The 20,360-nt window shown below is 63.6% G+C and carries 19 protein-coding genes and 1 tRNA gene; 8 read left to right on the top strand and 12 right to left on the bottom strand.

Annotated features, from left to right (window positions below; all coding sequences use genetic code 11):
- The first annotated feature begins 9 nt into the window (after window positions 1–9).
- From lptB to dapF, 8 genes are read left to right on the top strand one after another with little or no spacing between them, the layout of a single operon-like run.
- Window positions 10–852 carry an LPS export ABC transporter ATP-binding protein gene (gene lptB, locus GAU_RS22905; protein WP_012683107.1) on the top strand — a complete coding sequence of 281 codons (843 nt, stop codon included), beginning with the start codon at window positions 10–12 and terminating at the stop codon, window positions 850–852.
- The gene (rpoN, locus tag GAU_RS08300; protein ID WP_012683106.1) at window positions 849–2,342 is read left to right on the top strand and encodes an RNA polymerase factor sigma-54; all 1,494 of its coding nucleotides are present in this window, start codon (window positions 849–851) and stop codon (window positions 2,340–2,342) included. Before lptB ends, rpoN begins: the two co-directional genes overlap by 4 nt.
- A gap of 41 nt (window positions 2,343–2,383) precedes the next feature.
- Window positions 2,384–3,418: a glycosyltransferase family 2 protein gene (locus GAU_RS08295; RefSeq protein WP_041265393.1), complete on the top strand. Its 1,035-nt coding sequence runs from the start codon at window positions 2,384–2,386 to the stop codon at window positions 3,416–3,418.
- Between the two features lie 35 nt (window positions 3,419–3,453).
- Window positions 3,454–4,677: a glycosyltransferase gene (locus GAU_RS08290; RefSeq protein WP_012683104.1), complete on the top strand. Its 1,224-nt coding sequence runs from the start codon at window positions 3,454–3,456 to the stop codon at window positions 4,675–4,677.
- Window positions 4,674–5,639, top strand: coding sequence for a lysylphosphatidylglycerol synthase domain-containing protein (locus tag GAU_RS08285; protein ID WP_012683103.1), 966 nt, complete (start codon window positions 4,674–4,676; stop codon window positions 5,637–5,639). Before GAU_RS08290 ends, GAU_RS08285 begins: the two co-directional genes overlap by 4 nt.
- Before the next feature lie 22 nt (window positions 5,640–5,661).
- Window positions 5,662–8,058: a YfhO family protein gene (locus GAU_RS08280; RefSeq protein ID WP_012683102.1), complete on the top strand. Its 2,397-nt coding sequence runs from the start codon at window positions 5,662–5,664 to the stop codon at window positions 8,056–8,058.
- Window positions 8,059–8,063: 5 nt separating this feature from the next.
- A complete protein-coding gene (locus tag GAU_RS08275; RefSeq protein ID WP_012683101.1) occupies window positions 8,064–8,816 on the top strand; it encodes a polyprenol monophosphomannose synthase in 753 nt (250 codons plus the stop codon).
- Window positions 8,777–9,700 (top strand): diaminopimelate epimerase, encoded by a 924-nt coding sequence (gene dapF / locus GAU_RS08270; protein ID WP_041265392.1) that lies wholly within the window; start codon window positions 8,777–8,779, stop codon window positions 9,698–9,700. Before GAU_RS08275 ends, dapF begins: the two co-directional genes overlap by 40 nt.
- A 511-nt stretch (window positions 9,701–10,211) precedes the next feature.
- Here the strand turns inward: dapF and GAU_RS20670 are convergent.
- The 12 genes from GAU_RS20670 to GAU_RS08210 form a co-directional block, all read right to left on the bottom strand.
- Window positions 10,212–10,874 (bottom strand): CDC27 family protein, encoded by a 663-nt coding sequence (locus GAU_RS20670; protein WP_012683099.1) that lies wholly within the window; start codon window positions 10,872–10,874, stop codon window positions 10,212–10,214.
- Between the two features lie 155 nt (window positions 10,875–11,029).
- Window positions 11,030–11,103: transfer RNA gene (locus tag GAU_RS08260), tRNA-Arg, on the bottom strand.
- A 401-nt stretch (window positions 11,104–11,504) separates the two neighbouring features.
- Entirely contained in the window at window positions 11,505–12,170 is a 666-nt protein-coding gene (locus GAU_RS08255) for a hypothetical protein (protein ID WP_041265391.1), read from the bottom strand.
- Between the two features lie 239 nt (window positions 12,171–12,409).
- The gene (locus tag GAU_RS08250) at window positions 12,410–12,946 is read right to left on the bottom strand and encodes an adenine phosphoribosyltransferase (RefSeq protein WP_012683097.1); all 537 of its coding nucleotides are present in this window, start codon (window positions 12,944–12,946) and stop codon (window positions 12,410–12,412) included.
- A 28-nt stretch (window positions 12,947–12,974) separates the two neighbouring features.
- Window positions 12,975–14,090, bottom strand: coding sequence for a hypothetical protein (locus GAU_RS08245; protein WP_041265390.1), 1,116 nt, complete (start codon window positions 14,088–14,090; stop codon window positions 12,975–12,977).
- 137 nt (window positions 14,091–14,227) lie between these two features.
- Window positions 14,228–14,887, bottom strand: a complete 660-nt coding sequence (locus tag GAU_RS08240; protein ID WP_012683095.1) for a protein-L-isoaspartate(D-aspartate) O-methyltransferase — start codon at window positions 14,885–14,887, stop codon at window positions 14,228–14,230.
- Window positions 14,869–15,627, bottom strand: a complete 759-nt coding sequence (gene surE, locus GAU_RS08235) for a 5'/3'-nucleotidase SurE (protein ID WP_012683094.1) — start codon at window positions 15,625–15,627, stop codon at window positions 14,869–14,871. The genes GAU_RS08240 and surE overlap by 19 nt, the downstream gene beginning before the upstream one ends.
- Window positions 15,627–16,016, bottom strand: coding sequence for a MerR family transcriptional regulator (locus GAU_RS08230; protein ID WP_012683093.1), 390 nt, complete (start codon window positions 16,014–16,016; stop codon window positions 15,627–15,629). The genes surE and GAU_RS08230 overlap by 1 nt, the downstream gene beginning before the upstream one ends.
- A gap of 1 nt (window position 16,017) precedes the next feature.
- Entirely contained in the window at window positions 16,018–17,034 is a 1,017-nt protein-coding gene (locus GAU_RS08225; RefSeq protein ID WP_012683092.1) for an NAD(P)H-dependent glycerol-3-phosphate dehydrogenase, read from the bottom strand.
- A complete protein-coding gene (gene plsY / locus GAU_RS08220; protein WP_041266249.1) occupies window positions 17,034–17,651 on the bottom strand; it encodes a glycerol-3-phosphate 1-O-acyltransferase PlsY in 618 nt (205 codons plus the stop codon). Before plsY ends, GAU_RS08225 begins: the two co-directional genes overlap by 1 nt.
- Before the next feature lie 14 nt (window positions 17,652–17,665).
- A complete protein-coding gene (gene der / locus GAU_RS08215; RefSeq protein ID WP_012683090.1) occupies window positions 17,666–18,976 on the bottom strand; it encodes a ribosome biogenesis GTPase Der in 1,311 nt (436 codons plus the stop codon).
- Between the two features lie 15 nt (window positions 18,977–18,991).
- Window positions 18,992–20,299 (bottom strand): DUF512 domain-containing protein, encoded by a 1,308-nt coding sequence (locus GAU_RS08210; RefSeq protein WP_012683089.1) that lies wholly within the window; start codon window positions 20,297–20,299, stop codon window positions 18,992–18,994.
- Window positions 20,300–20,360 lie beyond the last annotated feature (61 nt).

The raw sequence follows: 20,360 nt of genomic DNA, 5'->3' as shown, positions 1-20,360 counted from the left end.
GAAGACGTGGTGGCGGAGTCGGCAACCAGACGAGGTCCCATTGAAAACGGGTCGATCCTGAGCGCGCAGGGACTCGTGAAGGTGTACCGCGGTCGCAAGGTCGTGAACGACGTGGCACTCCGCGTCGCCCAGGGCGAGATCGTGGGCCTGCTGGGCCCCAACGGCGCCGGCAAAACCACCACGTTCTACATGCTGGTGGGGCTCATCGAACCGCAGCTCGGACGCATCCATCTCGATGGCAAGGACATCACCAAGATGCCCATGTACCAGCGAGCGAGGCAGGGCATCGGGTACCTGTCGCAAGAGCCGTCGATCTTCCGCAAACTCACCGTGGAAGAGAACATTCTGGCGATCCTCGAAACGCTCCCGCTGTCGAAGGAAGAACGGGCGAAGCGCCTGGAGTCGCTGCTCGATGAGCTCAAGATCAAGCATCTGCGCAAGAGTCGCGCCTATCAGCTCTCCGGTGGTGAACGCCGGCGTCTCGAGATCACGCGCGCACTGGTCACCGAGCCGAAGTTCATGATGCTCGATGAACCCTTCGCCGGTGTCGACCCGATCGCGGTGCACGACATCCAGTCCATCGTGGCCGACCTGCGCACACGCGGCATCGGCGTGCTGATCTCCGATCACAACGTCGAACAGACGCTCGATATCGTCGATCGCGCATACATCATGTTCGAGGGACAGGTGAAGGTGTCGGGCACCGTGCGTGAACTCGTGTTCGACGAAGCCGTCGCCAAGGACTACCTTGGCCCCACACTCTCGGCGCGCCTGCGGTCCCGGTTCATCGAGAGTGAAGAGCGCAGTGAAGCCCCGAAGGTCGAAGACCCGGACGAGGTGCTCACCGTATGAGGACGGGCCTGCAGCAGACGACCGGTCTCCGTCAGGAGCTCAAGGTCAATCCACGCCTGTACCAGGCGATGGATCTGCTGTACATGCCCCTCCTCGATTTGCAGCAGCACCTCAAGCAGGAGCTGCTGACCAATCCGTTCCTCGAATTGGTCGAGCCCGAAGACGAAGAAGAAGACTCGTCCGACGCCGATGATGTGCCCGAACCGCAGGACATGGCGGAACCGGAAGCGCCCGCTGAGCCGGAACCCGAAAAGTCCGGCGATGATGAAGTGGACTGGGAAGCCGTGCTGCTCGATGGCTTCGAGACGGGCGGTCAGCGCGAGGAGCACGAGCAGCAGGAGTGGCACGAACCGGTGACGGTCGCGGGTCGCGATCTCGCGGACCATCTCACGGAACAGCTCTCACTGCTGGCCCTGTCGCCTCGTCAGGCCTTCATGGCCGAAGAATTCGTCGGCAACATCAACGACGACGGGTATCTGGCGTGCACGTTGGAGGAGATTCGCGACGGCGCCAACCAGGTGTTGCGGCGTGAGGCGGAAGAGCGCGACATCGACGGCGAAGTTCCGGAGTTCTCCGAAGAAGAAATCGAAGCGCTGCTGCTGATCATTCAGGAACTCGATCCGCCAGGCGTCGGCGCGCGCAATCTGCGCGAATGCCTGTTGCTGCAACTGCGCGCCGATGGTCAGGCGGACTCGCTCGCCGGTCGTCTGGTGGCCGAGGCATTCGAGGAGTTGATCGCGCGTCGATGGGGAGAAGTGGCCAAGCGTTTTGGCATCAGCCCGCAGGCCGTGCAGGCCGCCGCCGATGAAATCGCGAAGCTGGATCCCAAGCCGGGGCTGCGCTTCAGCGCCGGCAGCGACAACTACATCATCCCGGATCTCGTCGTCGAGAAGATCGATGGGTACTACCACATCTTCCTGAACGACGGCAACCTCCCGCGGCTCAAGATCTCGCGCATCTATACGGATATCGCGCGCGACAAGAAGCGCTTCGATACCGAGAGCAAGGATTTCATCGCCACGAAGCTCAACTCGGCCAACTGGATGATCCAGGCCATCGAGCAGCGGCGTCAGACGATGCTCAAGGTGATGCACTACATCGTCGATCGGCAGCGCGAATTTTTCGAGCGCGGCGTGCAGGGGCTGCGGCCGCTCACCTTGCGCGAAGTGGCCGAAGCGGTGGGCATGCATGAATCCACCGTGAGCCGCGTGACCAACGAGAAGTTCGTGCAGACGCCGCGTGGGGTGCTGCCACTCAAGTTCTTCTTCTCGAGTGGTCTCTCCACGTCCGATGGCGACGACGTGTCGGCCCGTGGGATCAAGGACCAGATCGAAAAGCTGGTGTCCGGCGAAGATCCGCGGAACCCGCTCACCGACCAGGCGATCGTGGAGATTCTGCAGGAAACCGGTGTGCAGATTGCGCGACGCACGGTGGCCAAGTACCGTGACCAACTCGGCGTGCTGCCTGCGCGCATGCGCAAGCGCGTCTGAGCACCGCGTCGTCCCTCTCTCTGCGTTCGCTTCCCCACGACATGGCCGTCAGCACCGCTCCCCAACATCCCGATACCGAACGTCTCGTGCGCCGCGTCGGCCGTGCACCGGTTGATGTCAGCGTGCTGGTGCCCGCCAAGGATGAAGCGGGCAACCTGGCGTTGTTCGTCGAGCTGTGTGACGCGATGATCCGCACGCAGACGGCGCGCTATGAAGTGATCGTCGTCGATGATGGTTCCACCGATGGAAGCTGGGCGCTGCTGCAGGACCTCCGGGCCCGCTACGACTTTCTGCATCCCGTGCGTCATCGCGCGCAGCGTGGCATCGCCGAAGCGTTGCGCAGCGGCTATCTGCATGCGGCCGGTCGGGTGCTCGTGTTCTATCCGGCCGATCTGCAATTCAAGCCGGAAGATATTCCGAGCCTGGTGAACCCGATTCTCGCCGGGGAGTCGGATATGGTCACCGGCTTCAAGCAGGGCAAGTACGAAAAGGCCTTCGTGTCACGCATCTACAATGGGTTGAGCCGCTCGCTCTTCGATATCCCGGTGCGCGATCTCAACAACGTGAAGGCGTACACACGCGATATCATGGCCGCATTGCCCATGCGACCGGACTTTCATCGCTACATGATCGTGATGGCGGCTGCGCAGGGCTTCACGGTCACCGAAGTGCCCATTCCGCTGTATGCCCGTCACTCGGGTCGCTCCAAATTTGGTTTGTCGCGCATTCCGGTTGGTGTGCTCGATATGGTGGCGGTGTGGTTCGAACTGCGCTTCGGTCAAAAGCCGCTGCTGGCATTTGGCATGTTGGGTGTGGCCCTCTTCGCGCTCGGCGTACTGTCGGGCCTTGGAGCGCTGGGCTGGCTCGCCATGACTGGCCAGGGACAGCGGTGGGTATGGACCGTCATCCAGACCTGCCTCATTCTCGGCTCGGTCTTTTTTGCCACCGGATTGCTCGGTGAACAGATCGCCCAGCAGCGCGCCGAAGTGCGCGAGCTGCGGCGTGAACTCGACGATATCGGCTCGGATCTCAACGGGCACCTCGACAACCGTCGCGACGCCACGTCGCGCGACTGATCGCCACCAGGTCTCCCATCCCACCCACGACTGCGGTGTCCGGCTCGCCGCGCGTCCTCTTCGTCACGCACAACGCGCCACGCTACGTGGGCGATGCGGCCGGATCCTTTGTGCTGCGTCTCGCGCATGCCTTGCAGCAACAGGGAGCGCAGGTGGATATCCTGGCGCCCGGTGCCGCCGGCCTCGCGCCCCACGAGCAGCTCGAAGGGGTATCGATCACGCGGGTGCGATACGCCGACGATCAGGACATGACGCTGGCCTATGAAGGCAACATGGCCGAGTTGGTACGCGCGTCGTGGCGGGGCAAGCGATCGCTGGTGCAGTTGATGCTTGCGATGCGGCGCACGACCGCGCGGACACTCGATGCCGCACGCCGCGCCGGAATGCCCTACGATATCGTGCACGCACATTGGTGGTTTCCCGCGGCGTTGTCGCTCTGGCATCTGCGGGCGCGCACGGCGGTGGGGACACCACTCGTCATCACAATGCACGGGTCCGATGTGCGCCTCGCCGAACGGACGGCGCCGGCGCACCCGCTCATGCGCGCCGTGCTGGGGGAAGCGGCCATCCGCACCGCCGTATCGTCCTGGCTCGCCGACACCGCGCAGCGCATCGCTCCCGCGGCGCCCGTGCTGGTATCGCCGATGCCGGTGGACATGCGGTTGTTCCGCGAGAAGCCGGTGCCGCCTCCGCCCCGCGAAGGTGTGCTCTTTGTTGGCCGACTCAACGCGCAGAAAGGCATTGCCGATCTGCTCGACGCGATGGCGCGTCCGGCACTCGCTGGCGTTCCCTTGCACGTGGTAGGTGATGGTCCCGATCGCGCCGCACTGGAAGCACGCGCAAGAGCGGCGGGTCTCGAGCATCGCATCACCTGGCACCGAGTATTGTCCCAATCGGAGCTCGTGCCACTGTATCGGGCCGCCCGCGTGGTGGCCATGCCGTCCCGCGCCGAAGGACTCGGCCTCGTCGCCGTGGAAGCGCAGTTGTGTGGCACACCCGTTGTGGCCTATGCCGATGGCGGCCTACCCGATGTGGTCCATCCCGACCGCGGCGGTACGCTCGTCACCGTGGGTGACATCGACGCGTTGGCTCGGGCCATCGCGCTCACGCTTGAAAACGCGGAGCGCGCCGAACAGCTCGGAGCCATCGCGCGGGAAGACATGCTGGCCCGGTTCTCACCCGAGGCCGCCGCACAGCGCTACCTCCGGCACTACCAGGATGCACGAGGTCATGACACACACCGTGAGCACGACTCATGAGCACCACCGACGTGATGCGCTGGTTCCGGCATCCGATGGTGCGGCTCATGCTGATGACCATCAGCTTTGGGTACATCGGATGGGCGTTCGCCGGCCAGTGGCAGGAGATGCGCACCGCAGCGCGTGATCTGTCCATCGACTGGCCATGGATCGGGCTCGGCACGGTCATTGTATTGGCCACCTACGCAGCGCTGATCCAGAGCTGGCGCATGTTGCTGGCGGGGTGGGGCGGAGCACTGTCCTTTCCGGTCGCCGCGCGGATCTGGACCATTGCCAACCTCGGGCGTTGGGTCCCCGGCAAAGTCTGGAGCGTTGGAGCCCTCGGCGTACTCGCCGCCGACGCCGGCGTATCAGGCACCGCCGCAGCCGGCGCCGCGCTCCTCGGCACCGCCCTCAATATCGGCGCCGGATTTGCCGTGGTGGTGATCAGTGGCGCACAAGGACTCGATGCGCTGGGGCAGGGCATGAGCACGGCGGCCACGGCACTGGCATGGTTGTTCATCGCCGGCGTGATCGCGCTCCCGTGGATACTGCCACCGCTGCTCGATCGATTGGCCCGATGGCGGGGATTGCCGCCCGTGGGGCGTCACATCAGTGCTGTCACCTTGTGGACTGCCACCGCGATCAACCTGTTCTCCTGGGTCGGATACGGAATCGCATTCGCAGCATTCGCTCGTGGTGTCACACCGTCCGTCAGTAGCAATCCGGCGGTGTTCGTCGCAGTTTTCTCGGCTTCCTATCTCATAGGCTACCTGGTGCTTTTCTCACCCGGTGGGCTTGGATTCCGGGAGTTCGCGCTGGTCGCTCTCCTCGTTGCGCTCGGCGCAGCGGGACGCGGAGATGCCGTGATCCTCAGCGTGACCTCGCGGGTATGGTTGACCATCCTCGAAGTGCTTCCCGGCATTGTCAGCCTGATCGCCCTGTCGCCCACCCAGCGCACAGGACTCCGTCGATCGGGTTGAGCCGTTCCCATCGATCGCAGACATGGCTCGCACCGACGCCACAGACACAACCCACTCGCCGCGCCATCCGTTCGCGGTTGCCGCGGTGGTCAGCGCCATTGCCACATTCTTGCTGGCGTGGCCTGCACTTGGCGGGGCGTTTCTGGTCAATCCGAATTCCGACCAGTACATCGCCGGCTACTCCTTCCGTGAGTTTGCGGCCCGGTCGCTGAGGGAGGGCAACGGCTTCCCTCTCTGGAATCCGTTCCAGTTCGGTGGCATGCCCTACGTCGCGGCCATGCACGGCGACATTTTTTACCCGACCTTCCTGCTTCGGATGGTGCTGCCCACCGACGTCGCCATGACGTGGGGCTTCATTGTCCATATGGTATTGGCCGGGCTGTTCACGTTCGGCTTTCTGCGTGCCGCCGGCGTGCGGTTCCAGGCAGCCTGCATCGGCGCGGTAGCCTACCTGCTCAGCGGGGCCATGGCGTCCTACGCCTCCCCGGGACATGACGGCAAGCTGTTCGTGAGCTCGCTCCTGCCGGCGGCCCTTTGGGCACTCACCCTTGGTATGCGGGACGGTCGCCGCGCCGCGTGGGGCGCACTGGCCGTCGTGGTGGGGCTGGCGGTGCTGTCGCCGCACCCGCAGTTGCTGCAGTACATGCTGCTGATCAGCGGTGCGTACGCGCTCTGGCTGGCTCTCAAGCCTCAGGCCGTCATCACCGACAGCGGCCCGGTGGCCGATCCCGCCCCGCGTTTTCCTCGACTGCTGTTGGCGCTCGGTGCCGTGGTGCTGGGCGGCATCATGGGTGCGGTGCAGTACCTGCCGGTTCGCGAGTACGTCTCCTGGTCACCGCGCGCCGGTGGCAAGGGGTACGACTATGCCACCAGCTTCTCGTTCCCTCTCGAGGAAACGATCAACATGTACCTCCCCCAGTTCTCCGGTATCTTGGACAACTACTGGGGACGCAATGGCATCCATTTCCACAGTGAGTACGTCGGCGCCAGTGTCCTGGTCCTCGCGCTGCTGGCCTTTGGCGGAGGCGTACTCAACCGGCATCGCGCCCATGCCTGGTTCTGGCTGGGCACGCTGATCGTGTCACTGTTGTGGGCCTGGGGCGGCAACACACCGTTCTATCATCTGGTGTACGCGGTGGTCCCGGGATCCAAGTTCTTCCGCGCGCCGAGCACCATTCTCTACGTGAGCGCCTTCGCGTTTTCCGTGCTGGCGGCGTTTGGCGCGGAGCGTGCGCTCGCTGGTAAGGCCACCACGCGCTATGCGATCGGCTGGAGCGTCTTCGCCCTGCTGGTCGCCGTGTTGGCGAGCACGGGGGGCCTGACGAATTTTGCGATGTCCCTGTTGGGCGAAGCCCGCGGCGACGCCATCCTGGCGAACGCCAATGATGTGGTGATCGGCGCGTGGCGTTCCGCCCTCGCCGTGGTGGCCACGCTGGCGCTGCTGTTCGGACTCTCGCGTGGAAAACTGACCGCGTCGCTGGGTGGCTGGCTGCTCGTGGGCATCGTCGCCCTCGACCTCTGGAGCATCGAGCGGCTCTACTGGCGTTTCTCGGCACCGGCCAGCCAGCTCTATGCCGAAGACGACGTCATCCGCTATCTGCAGAAGCTCGACGAGCCGGGGCGGGTGATCGCGCTGCCGCTCGGCGATAACATGGCGCCGCACGACCCGTTCCTCATGGGCGATGCGCTGATGCACCACGGGGTGCGTGGTGTGCTCGGTTACCACGGCAACGAGCTGGGCCGTTTCCAGGAACTGTACGCGAAGAACGAAGGCTACCAGTCGGTGGCCAACCCGAACTTCTGGTCGCTGACCAACGCGCGGTTCTTCTATACAAATACGCCAGGGCTGCCATTCCCGGGCTCGCGCCTCGTGGCCGGCCCCGTGCGAAACGCCGCCGGCACCATGACCTATCTATATGAGTTGCCGGGCGATCATCCGGCGGCCTGGGTCACGCCGATGAAGGTCAAACTCGACGACCCGACCACCAAGGCTACGCTGCTCAATCCCAATTTCGACGTGCGTCGCGTGGCGATTTTCGACACCGCCGCCGCGATCGAGTCGCAGCCCGTGAACTCGCCGCTGCCGGAACCGGTCACGTTCCGCGTCCAGGTGGACCGGTACGACGCCGGCGCGATCGACCTCACTCTCGAAGGGCCGGCGCCGGCAGGCAGCGCGCTGGTGGTGTCCGAGAACTTCTATCCGGGCTGGCAGGCCACGGTGGACGGGAAGGCCACCCCCACCAACCGGGCAGACTTCACCCTCATCGGCGTGGAACTCCCGGCTGGCGCGAAGAAGGTGCAACTCCGCTTCGACAGCGCACCATATCACACGGGACAACTGTTGACACTGTTTGCACTTGGCGGCGCTGTGCTGTGGTGGATCATCGGGGCAGTGCTCGATCGGCGAGGACGTGTATGACGCGTATGAAAACGCCGGCCCGCGGTGCCCTTCGGGGTGAAGAGCGCGGGGTGGTCATTGTGCCGACCTACAATGAAAGCGAGAACATCACCCGTATCGTGCCGCGCATTCTCGATCAGGATCCGCGGTTGGAGGTGCTGGTCGTCGATGACAACTCTCCGGATGGGACCGGACAGCTAGCTGATGAGCTCGCTGCCGAAAATCCGCGTGTGCATGTGCTGCACCGGCCGGGGAAGGAAGGGTTGGGTCGTGCATATCTGGCAGGTTTTGCGTGGGCCCTGGCACGCGACTACGCCTACATCTTTGAGATGGACGCCGACTTTTCCCACGACCCGGCGCACCTGCCGGAGTTCCTGGCGGCCGTGCGGGACGCCGATCTGGTGCTCGGATCGCGGTATCGCGACGGTAAGGTGACCGTGGTGAATTGGCCCATGGCGCGCCTGATGCTGTCGTACGGCGCCAACATCTATGCGCGGGCGGTCACCGGATTGCGGCTGGGCGACGGCACCGGTGGCTTCAAGTGTTTCCGCCGCGAAGTGCTGCAGGGCATTCCGCTCGACCAGGTGAAGTCGAACGGATATGCGTTTCAGATCGAGATGAGTTTCCGCGCCTGGAAGAAGGGATTCCGGATCGCCGAGATCCCGATCGTGTTCCATGACCGGACAGAAGGCGAGTCGAAAATGTCCAAGGGCATCGTGCGGGAAGCCATCTGGATGGTATGGCGGCTTCGGTGGTGGGCGATCACGGGGCGGCTGTGAGCGCGCAACCGGATGTTTCGGCGCCCGGGCTGATCGATCGCCTGCGGGGATTGTCGTTTGTGAAGATGACCGGGTCGGGCAACGACTTCGTGTTTTTTGACGGACGCACCACGCCGATCGACCTTGTGACACAACCTGAAGCGATCAAGGCTATCTGCAATAGATACAACGGAATAGGCGCAGACGGGTTGGTTGTTTTGGAGCCGTTGCAGGAAGAAGCGGATGTGCGGGTGCACTACTACAACAGCGACGGAACGGCCGCCGATCTGTGCGGTAACGCGACGCTCTGTTCCACTGCCATCAGCGCCCAATGGGGCATCACATCGGCGAGTGGCATGCGGTTGGCCACTGGTGCCGGACTCATCAATAGCCGCATCGACGGCTTGCCAGCCATTGCGCTGCAGCCGATCACGGACATTCGGCCGGATATGCCCATCGCTCCAGCCACCGCACAGGGCCGCCGAGTGGGCTTTGCGGTGGCCGGCATTCCACACCTGGTGATCCTCTGTGAGGATGCCGATGCAGTGGATGTCGCGGGGGCAGGCCCGGCGCTTCGTCGGCACGAGGCTACCGGACCGGCCGGCGCCAATGTGAACTGGGTATCGCCGCGCCCCGACGGGTCCTGGCGCTACCGCACCTTCGAACGTGGGGTCGAAGGCGAGACCTTGGCCTGCGGCACGGGGGCGGTGGCAACCGCCGTGTTGCTGCGCAGTTGGGGCCTTTCGGATGGTGCCACCACCACCATCCGCACGAGTTCCGGACGGGATGTGGAGGTCGACCTCGAGCCCCTGACGGCTCCGGATGGACGCTCACTCGAGGGCTTTCGACCCACATTGCGCGGCGAGGGTCGGGTGGTCTTTCGGGGCGAAATCGCGGGATTGTAGGGGCCCCCAGGCCATGATCCGGGGGCCCGAGAGGGTCCAGCGGGTGCCGTTCAGATGAGCGGTTTGGAGGGCCTCGGAGGCCCATTGATGCTGGATGGACGTGATCGCGGAGTACCGTGGTCACGTCTTTTTTGTGCCAGCGCAATTGAGACTATCACAGCACTCGAAATATCACCCAGAAAAATGTGGACAGGTGGACAGAATGGTCTTTCGTGAGTGAACGAATGCGTACCGTATGAACACACACGCCTCAAACGCATTTACGGCAACGACTTACACAAGTCATCCACAACCAGGGTGGATTTCCACGCCAATGTTTCCCACAGTTATCCACCACACAAAGTTTACATAACATGTATTATACGCATTTATCCAGATCGCTAGTTGTCCTATAGTGGCTGTATACTGGCGCTCAAGAGACACTCCCTGCGAACTGGCTGATGTGCACAAAAAAGGGTGATCCGGAAATCCCCGGACCACCCTTTCAGCAATGCGCCAACAGCCAAGCGTTTTACTTCTTCACCGCCAGCTCGCCGAGGCGAATGTTCGCTTCCTGCTGAACCGGCTCGCCATCCAACTGCGCCAACGCTTCCCACAAAGTCCGGGCTTCGTCCAGCTTGCCGGCCGCCATCAGGCTCCGCGCCTGGGAGGCTTCGTACGCGTGCTTTTCAGCCATGAACGGTGAGGCCGACGCAGCCTTGGCGTAGTGTTCGGCCGCCTTGGCCAAATCGCCCTTCATCTCGTAACCGCCCGCAATCAGCGATTCCAGGCTGGCCTTGAACTCGGTGCCCGAGCTCCCCAATGCCTTCTCGAGCGCCTTGATGCCCTCGTCGTACTTCTTCTGTTCGTACAGCACCTGAGCCAGAAGCACGGCCGCCTGCTGGCCCGACGACGTGCTGGCATACTGGTTGGTCACCTTCTCCAGTGCCTTCTGGGCCTCGTCGAACTTGCCCTGTGCGAAGGGGGCCTGCGCCTCATACAGCGCCGCCGAAGCCTTCTCACGCTTGGACTCCGCCATGTTCCGATAGACAAAAATCGCGGCCGTCACCACAGCAGCGGCACCGACCACGTACGCAATCGGCTTGGCGTTCGTCTGGAACCAGTTGGCGACCGACTCCATCGGGTCGTCGCCGCTGTGAGTCGGAGTAGTCGAGGTACGGGGCGCCTGGGCCATGCGTGAATGCCAACGGTAAGAGGGACTCGAACGACCACGAAGCCGAATATTCAAGCGTTCGTGGGTAGTCAGACAAGATAGCAGAAAATGGTGTGCAGCGAAGTGCCCCGAGAGGATTCGAACCTCCGGCCGACAGTTCAGGAAATATCTGAAAACGTCCTTGGCAGGATTCGAACCTGCGACCCCCGGTTTAGGAAACCGATGCTCTATCCAACTGAGCTACAAGGACTTACGTGCTCTACGTCAAGACGCTTTCACCTGGAAATCCTCATCCCAGCGAATCGGCGTCGGTGGTACTGTCTGTGGCTTCATTCTCGACCCTTCGTCTTCTGTTCTGTCCCGGAAAGATCGTCATTCCCTGATAAGATAGTTTGTCAGTGTCTCGCTGTCAGTCTGAAGGGCCTTTTGAGGCCAATCTTCACGGCGTATGGGCTCGCGTTGTCATTCCCGATAGTCGCTTCGACGGAGTGCTGCAATACACTTGGCCTGCCCGAACCCAGACCGGCATGGAAGGGCGCCTCGTATGGCAGACATCTGCTCATTATGCCCGCAGATTTCGCGGAAAGCCGTCGAAGCAATCAACCGCTACCGCGCGCTCGACAACCGAACGGCAACGCCTGCAACGCCGCCTCACGGGGTCACATTGGACGCCGACCGTGGCGCGCAAACAGCCTGCGACCCGGTGGGTTCATGCTCTGCAAGCACCGCGCGCACGTTCCGCATCTGTGCCGGCGTCGTCCGCACAGTGAGCACGCGAGGCGTCTGGGCGGAGGCCTTCAATTGGCTGTTGGTGGGGTCACCGAGGACCGGGAGTACCAGGCCGGCGGCCTCGTCCGCGGTCATGCAGCGAAGCACGAACGCTTCGTCGACCGTCGGCACCGAATGCTTCCACGGCCGCGACTGCTGGACGGCGACGACACCGACCGCGATGAACGCCATGACCCCGGCGGCGAGCGCCCATACCCGACGGGGCCGCGGCTTTCCACCAACCTCGGGCACGCGCTCAGGCGCGGTCCCGGCCAGCTCGGCCAGCGCCGCATCGAAGGCACGGGCGGAGATGCCCGCCTCTATGGCCGCCGCGCGGAGGTCTGCCACGACGCGCAGGTCGGTCATGGCGCGGCGGTCAGGCACGGCGATGTTGTCGCCGTAGGCCACGTCCAGCTCGCTGGCGCGGGCGAAAAGGCGCGCCGCAACCTCGGCGGGCAGAGTTTCGCTGTTCGGCTCGGGCGGCGCGCGGTGAGACACGGCATACCTCTTGGCGAACTCTGGACGGACTGGATGCACAACGTTGGCCATCCCCGTGGGCTCGGGCAAGACCTCGATCCAACACGCGGCGTCGGTGACGCGGGACGAGCCTCCGAGTGAGGCCTAACGCCTGCTCTGCTGAATGAGAAGCAAAGTCATGACCCATGACCTACGGGCACTTACGCTGCTTTGAACGGGATGTTTCCCCTGGGGGCAAACCACGCACAATCAATGCGCGGTGGGGGCCGGGAGTCACGGCCTCTATATGGCTCCGGCCCCGTGCAAGCCGACTAGAAACCCACGACCGCGTGGACCTCGCGTCCGGCCAATGCGGCCCGCCCGTTCAAAAAGCCCAGTTCCACGACCACGGCCACCGCGGCGACTTCCCCACCCAGGCGTTCCACCAATCGGCAGGTGGCCATCGCGGTACCGCCGGTCGCCAGCACGTCGTCGATCACCAAGACGCGAGCCGCCACCTGACCCGGCGTGCCAAGCGCATCCACGTGCATCTCGAGCACATCTTTGCGGTACTCGAGGGCGTAGGCTTCCCGCTGGGTCCGCCAAGGGAGTTTGCTCGGCTTGCGGGCTGGAGCAAACGGAACGCCGAGCGCCAGCGCCACCGGAACTCCGAACAGAAAGCCTCGGCTCTCGACGCCCACCACGTGCGTGATGCCGCGTCCGGCGTACGGGGCCGCCATCGCATCGATCACATCGGCCAGCAGTACCGGATCCGCCAGCACCGGCGTGATGTCCTTGAACAGAATGCCCGGAGTGGGAAAGTCCGGCACATCCCGAATGGTCCCCTCGAGACGACGCTGCAGTGTCATGAGGGAAAAAGTAGCACCGGAACGGGCGCTAGCGGAGCTTCACGCCAAGCAAGGCCGCGAGTGCCGCCACGAGGGCCGCGGCGTCACCCATGCGGGGTTCGTAACCGGCCAACGGCAGGTCTCCGGCCCGCACCCGCCCGGCCAGAAGTTCAAGAGCCAGCGCAGCAGCTTCGGCGTTGTCATCGCGATGCGCCGCCTGTGCGCCGATCAAATGGTCCGGTTCGGCTGGCAGGCTGCGTGGTGTGAACAGTGGCTGACGCACCGGCATGATGTCGACCATGTCGTCATCGCTCCACGCAGGCAGCGGCTCGGGCTGCGCCGGCTCCGCGAACAGCGCTGCGGGCTCCGTGGGCACAGGTGGAGCCAGTGCTTCGAGTTGCTCCGCCAAGGCATCAAACTCGCTGGCCGCCTGCTGCAGCGGCCAATCTTCTGCCTGCGTCTCGGCCTGGCGCGCGATCACCTCGGCTGCAACGTCCTCATCGGACGCGATCACCTCTGACGTCATCACTTCTGACGTCATCACCTCCGACGACGCAGTCTCCGGTTCGGCGACCTCTACAACCGGCGCTTCCACCGCGAGGTCTGGCACCGCGAGGTCTGGCACCGCGAGGTCTGCCACGACGTCCGCACCATCCACCGCTCCATCGTCCAGGTCGCCAGCTTCTTCGAATGCCGAGGTGGCGAACGTCTCTTCATAGAATGGTGCCACGGCGTCGACATCACCGGCGTCGTTCTCGTCAGCCGCAATGGCGGCCATCGGCACGACCGGTGTGGTGGACAGAAAGGCATCAATCCACGGCAACGAATCGTCCAAGGTCCCCTGCTCCGGCGACAACGACTCGAGCGGCTCAGGCCGCGCAAACGAATCAATCGTGGTCGCGGACGCCTCGCTTCCAAAAAGCGACTCCACACCGGCTGGCGTTGGGAACGCCCCTTCCATGATCAGCGTCGGCGGCACGGACACGGCCGAAGCAACCAGCGGATGCGTGCGCCAAGCCGCGGGCACATACGGAGCCGCCAAGCGTACCGACGACCCATTGTTCCCTGCCCCGCGCAAGGCGGGCGCGGCATAGGGCGGCACCGCCGTGCGTGGCGGGAACGGCGCTTCCGATTCGGAAAGCGGAGTCGTGGAGGGATTGGACATAGCGAACTCGGGGTGGACTCGAGGTGGGGCGCACGCCTCCGCCACAGCTCACCGCGCTGCCAACGGATAGGCGAAAATGACCGACAACCGCATGTGGTGCAAACCACGGGAGCAAACGGCTGCCGGCGACGTCCGGGTCAGCCCGGCCAGCCTCCGGCCCCAATCAAGGGGACGAATCGGACCGGCGTGATGTCACGGCCCTCGAGTCGGCCCCCGCGCTTGATGAACACGGTCAGCATCTGCTCTTCCTTGCTGCCCACGGGGATCAGCAATCGCCCCCCTTCGGCGAGCTGCTCCTCCAACGCCGGAGGCACATGCGGCGCACCGGCGCTGACGACGATTCCATCGTACGGCGCATACTCCCGCCAGCCCAGCGTGCCGTCGCCCAGAGACAACGAGGCGTTACGCACGTTGGCTTGCTGGAGAATTGGCCGCGCCCGATCGAGCAGTTCGCGATATCGCTCCACCGAAAACACCTGCGCCGCCAGATGGGACAACAACGCCGTCTGGTAGCCGGAGCCGGTCCCGATCTCGAGCACCCGCTCGGTGCCGGTCAGCAGCAATTGCTCCACCGATCGCGCATGCACATAGGGCTGCGAGATGGTCTGCCCGTTCCCGATCGGCAGCGCCGAGTCCTCGTACGCGCGATGCCGCACCGTGGGCGGTACGAACAGGTGACGCGGGATCGCATCCACCGCCCGCAGGAGTGCGAGATCCTTGATCCCCTTGTCCTGCAGGGCTTCCACCAGACGACGACGCGCCCCGCGGAATTCCGGCTCTACGGCTCCTGCCACCATTCGGTCGATGTATTGAGCACGTCTCGATGCGTGAGATCGAGGTGCAGTGGGGTGACGGAGATGTATCCGTCGTGCACAGCCCGGAAGTCGGAATCTGGTGCGCCGCTCCATTCCACGGAGCCACCACCAATCCACAGGATATCACGACCCCACGGATCCTTCATGCGGGCGATGGAATCACTGAACACCCGGCGACCAAGCCGAGTCAGTCGGATACCACGAATCTCGTCGCCCGGAACCGCAGGCAGATTCACATTGAGCAACGTGTCCGCCGGAAACGCCGGCAGCCCGGTGAGGTGGTGCAACAAGGAGCGGATCGCCCCCACCTGCGTGTCCAGCAACGCATCGGCGCGGAGCACATTGCCCGCGAACGACAGCGCGATGGCCGGAATGCCCAGCGCCAGCCCTTCCATCGCCGCAGCCACGGTGCCGCTGTACAGCACGTCCTCACCCATGTTGGGACCATGGTTGATGCCACTCAGCACAAAATCGGGACGCGCCTCGAGCAACGCCTCACAGGCCAGCATCACGCAGTCAGTGGGCGTGCCGTCCACCTGCCAGCGGCGTTCACCCAGACGCACCGGGCGCAGCGGATGGTGCAGTGTCAGCGAATGGCTGGTGGCGCTTTGTTCACGATCCGGCGCCACCACATGCAGCTCCCCCAACGACTCGGCCGCACGTTCCAGTACGCCCAGCCCCTTGGCCAGAATGCCGTCGTCGTTGCTCAGCAGAATGCGCATCATCCCTCAGAATTTCGAGTCGGTCGAGGCGCCGGATCGTCCAGCAGCGCCTGCAGTTCCGCAAGTTCACGTTCGAGGCTTTCGAGAGCCTCCACTTCCAGCGCTTCACGCGCGGCGGGGCGCAGCGTGCCGCCCTTACGATGCTCGTCGAGCTTCTGCCTCGCGCCATCGATCGTGTACTTCTCGGTATACAGAAGATGCTTCACCAGCAGGATCAGCTCCACCTCACGCCGGGAATACACGCGGTTTCCGCTGCGATTTTTCGCCGGATTGAGCAGCTTGAACTGGCTCTCCCAGTACCGCAGCACATGGGGCTTGAGCTCTGTGAGCGAGCAGACATCACCGATGGAGTAGAACTCCTGGACCAGTTCCCGTTGCGGACCAGCCATCTCAGTCGCGCTCTGCGCGCAGTTCGCGCGCCATCAGTTCGGCCACGGCGGCGCGCGGCGCCTGCCCTTCGAACAGGATGCGATACGTCGCGTCGATGATCGGCAGCTCCACCCCGGCGCGATCGGCCAGCGCTTTCGCACTTTGTGTGTTCAGCACGCCTTCGGCGACACTCTCCTTGCCGGCGAGCGCCTGATCGAGCGTCTGCCCTTCACCAATCGCCACGCCAACGGCGCGGTTGCGTGACAACGCGCCGGTGCACGTCAGTACCAGATCACCCAGGCCGGCCAGCCCGGCAAAGGTCTCCGCCCGCGCACCGATCGCCACACCAAGTCGCGTCATCTCGGCGAGGCCTCGTGTCATCAGCGCGGCGCGAGGATTGTACCCCAAACCCAGTCCATCAAGAATGCCCGTGGCCAGGGCCATCACGTTTTTGAGTGCGCCGCCAAGTTCCACACCGATCACATCATCGCTGGTGTAGACACGAAACTCCGGTGCGCTCATCGCAGACTGCACAAAGGTCGCGGCGCTCACATCGTCACACGCGGCCACGACAGCAGTGGGTTGTTGCGCTGCCACTTCCACCGCGAAGCTCGGCCCGCTGATGGCTACGACGGCACGACCGGGCGCTTCACTGGCCACGACATCGGTCATCAGCGCGAGCGTTTCCCGTTCGATGCCCTTGGTGGCCACCGACAGCACCGCATGGTTTTCCACATACGTGGCCCCGCTGGCGACCACCGGACGCAGCACATGCGAAGGCGCAGCGTACACCACCAACGAGGCGCCTCGCAGGGCGTCTGCCATATCGGAGGACGCCCGCAATCTGCTGTGCAGCGTGGCACCGGCGAGGAATCGCGCGTTCTCGTGGCGCGTATTCACACTTTCGACAACGTCCGCTTCGCGCGCCCACAGCGTCACGGCATGGCCGTTGCGGGCCAGACGGTCGGCGATGGCTGTGCCCCATGCGCCGGCACCGATCACCGCACAACGAATGGGAGACCCTGATTCCGTCGACATCAAGTCGCTCCGTTTGGCGTTGACGCGCGACCGATGCGGCGTTCTTCACCGCGCATCAATCGCTTCACATTCTCGCGATGTGTCCAGAAAACGAATGCGGCGATGGTGAATCCCACCGCCACGAGAGGCGTGACCGCTCTCGCCTGGAAGAGGAGAATCAACGCGAGACACAGTGCGCCAACCAATGATCCCAGTGACACATAGCGCGTTATCGCCACGATCACGATGAAGGCCGCGATGGCGCCCAGTGTCGCGGTGGGAGCGAGCGCCATGAACACGCCGCTCGCCGTGGCGACACCCTTGCCGCCGCCTTTGCCCATCAGGAACACCGGCTTCACATGCCCCGCAATGGCCGCCACACCAATGGCCACACCCCACGGCCACCCACCTGCAATACCCAAGGCTCCGGGCAGCAGCAGCGTCGGCAACCAGCCCTTCAGGAAGTCCACCACATACACCAACAACCCCCAGCGCCACCCCAACGTGCGCTGCACGTTGGTGGCACCGAGGTTCCCAGAGCCAACCGTGCGGAGGTCGACACCATTGGCTCGACCAACCAGGTAGGCTGTGGGAAATGAGCCGGCGACGTACGCCACCACCAAGGCAAGCGCGATCATGGCCGGCGACGAACTCACGAGTTCTTTCTCCGCAGGATGATGCGAAGCGGCGCGCCGGTGAATCCCCAGCGCTCACGGAAGCCATTGTGCAAAAAGCGCACGTAGTGCTCTGGAATGGCCTCGGGGTTATTGCCGAACACGGCGATGGTCGGCGGCTCGATCTCCACCTGCGTGGCGTAGTTGAGCTTCACTTCACGACCTGCGGCCTGCGGCGGCTGGAGGCGCGCCAGCAGATCACCCAGCGCATCGTTCACTTCCGATGTGCTGATACGACGCGTGCGCTGCTCCTGCACCGACAGCACGATGTCCAGCACCTTGGTCACCCGCTGCCCTGAAATCGCGGACGTGAACAGGAACGGCACAAATTTGAGATAGGGGACTTTTTCCACAGCCTCCTTCTTGAACTTGTCCGCGCTCTTGTCGGTCTTGTCCTCGTACAGGTCCCACTTGTTGATGACCAGGATCAGGCCGCGGCCCGCTTCCCAAGCCATCGTCGCAATCTTGAGATCCTGATTCTGCAGCCCTTCGGTGGCATCGATCATCAGGATGCACACATCCGACGAATCAATGGCACGCCGAGTACGCAGCGCCGAGTAGAACTCGACACCGTCATCGATGCGCGACTGCCGGCGCAGACCAGCGGTGTCGACGAACACGAGGTCCGTGTCGTGATAGCGCATGGGCGCGTCGATGGCATCGCGCGTGGTGCCCGACTCGTCGGACACGACCAGTCGATCTTCACCAAGCAGGCGATTCACAAACGACGACTTGCCCACATTCGGGCGGCCAATAACGGCCACGCGAACCGCATCACGTTCTTCTTCCTCGACCTCTGGAATGTTGGCAACTACGGCATCGAGCAAGTCACCGGAGCCTTTGCCGTTCTGCGCCGACACCGGGTACACGTCGGTGACCCCCAATCGGAAGAACTCATAGAAATCGGTGCTGGCCGGATCATCGACCTTGTTGGCCACCAGCATCCACGGTTTCTGCGAATTGCGCAGGATATCCACAATGCGGGCGTCACTCGGATGCACACCCACCTTGGCGTCCACCACAAACAGCATCAGGTCCGCTTCTTCGATAGCCTGCATCACCTGGCGGCGAATCGCCGTGTCCATGAGCAGGTGGGAATCCTCCACCAGACCGCCGGTATCGACCAGCCAAAATTGACGGCCCGCCCATTCGGCTTCACCGAAATGGCGATCGCGCGTCGTACCTGCCTCGTCACTGACGATGGCCGTGGCTTCACCGATCACACGGTTGAACAGATGCGACTTGCCAACATTGGGGCGTCCCACCACGGCAACAACTGGAAGACTCATCGGAACTCTGAATGCTCAGGCAGCGGATCGCACCGCCGCATCCCCGTCGGAAACTCCTTCGGGGACGAGCGCGTCGATGAAATCGTAAGATGGATAAACAGGCATCGGGAGCGATTCCCGCACGGCAATGAACGACTCTTCGTCGAGGAAAAGTCCGTTGTCGTTGATGCACTCGGCCGGGATCAGGGCCAGATCGAGATCGACCTGCCCCTCGAGCGCCCGACGGATGTCGGCGCCCACCAGCAACCCGGCGGTGGTGGTGGTCGGACCGAACAGCGAATTCTCGGCGATGATCAGCTTGAAATGCGCCCCGGTCGCTTCGGTCAACTGTTCGAGCAAGGGTGGCATGAGGGCCCGCATGGACACTCCAGTCACCACGCCAATGCGGCGACCGTCGAGACGCGGCAACTGCGAAAGCCCCTCGGTCACCCGAGCCCGCAATGTGGTGACGGCGCCGACACCGTTCTCGATCTGCGCAAACTCGCCGTAGTGCTCCACATCGGGGAGCGGGGACTCGGCCAGCAGATACAACTCGTCTGAGCCAAACACCCACCGATCGTCACGCTCCTCGAGCGCACGATCCTCCCACCGATGCACCGCGTCGAGAATCCTGGCGGCGTTGGCCTGATCCATCGGCTTGCCCGTATACAGATGCGAAAACTGCGTCACACCTACCGGTACCAGCGCGATGGAAAGCACGGCATCGCCGAGATTCCACAAATCGGTCAGTGACTGCTCGAGTACATCCCCGTCGTTCAGCCCCGGCACGATGACCATCTGGCAATGAAACTGAATGCCCCCCTCGGCCAGCCGCGTGAGCTGTTCGATGATGTTGGGCACCCGGGGGTTGTTGAGCAGCAGCTTGCGAGATTCCCACGGCGTCGCGTGCACGGAGACGTACAATGGCGACAACCGATACTCGAGAATGCGCGCGATATCACGTTCCTTCACATTCGACAACGTCGCGAAGTTGCCGTACGCGAACGACAGCCGGTAGTCGTCATCGCGAATGTAGAGCCCTTTGCGGAGCCCTTTGGGCAACCCTTCGATGAAGCAGAATTCACAGCGGTTGGCACAGCGACGCACTGTGGGCGGAGCCAGCTCAACGCCCATCGGCTCGCCATCGACGCGCTCGATGTCGTATTCCACGGCCTCACCATCGGGCAGCCGTGCGGATACCACAAACGCATCATCGGCCGTCAGAAACTCCCAATCGAGGAAGTCATCCAGCGGCCGTCCGTTGACGGTGAGCAATTCGGTGTCCGGAAGTATGCCCAGTTCATCGGCAATGCTTCCGGGGTCTACCCGCGTGACGCGAACCATACCTGAGACGAAAACGGGGGACGAGGTCGGACTCGACCCTCCCCCGGATGCAAATGAGCGC

Source organism: Gemmatimonas aurantiaca T-27 (assembly GCF_000010305.1).
In the GTDB taxonomy this organism is placed as follows: Bacteria; Gemmatimonadota; Gemmatimonadetes; order Gemmatimonadales; family Gemmatimonadaceae; genus Gemmatimonas; species Gemmatimonas aurantiaca.
Note: the sequence above shows the minus strand (reverse complement) of the source record. Positions and strands in the feature narration are given on the sequence as shown.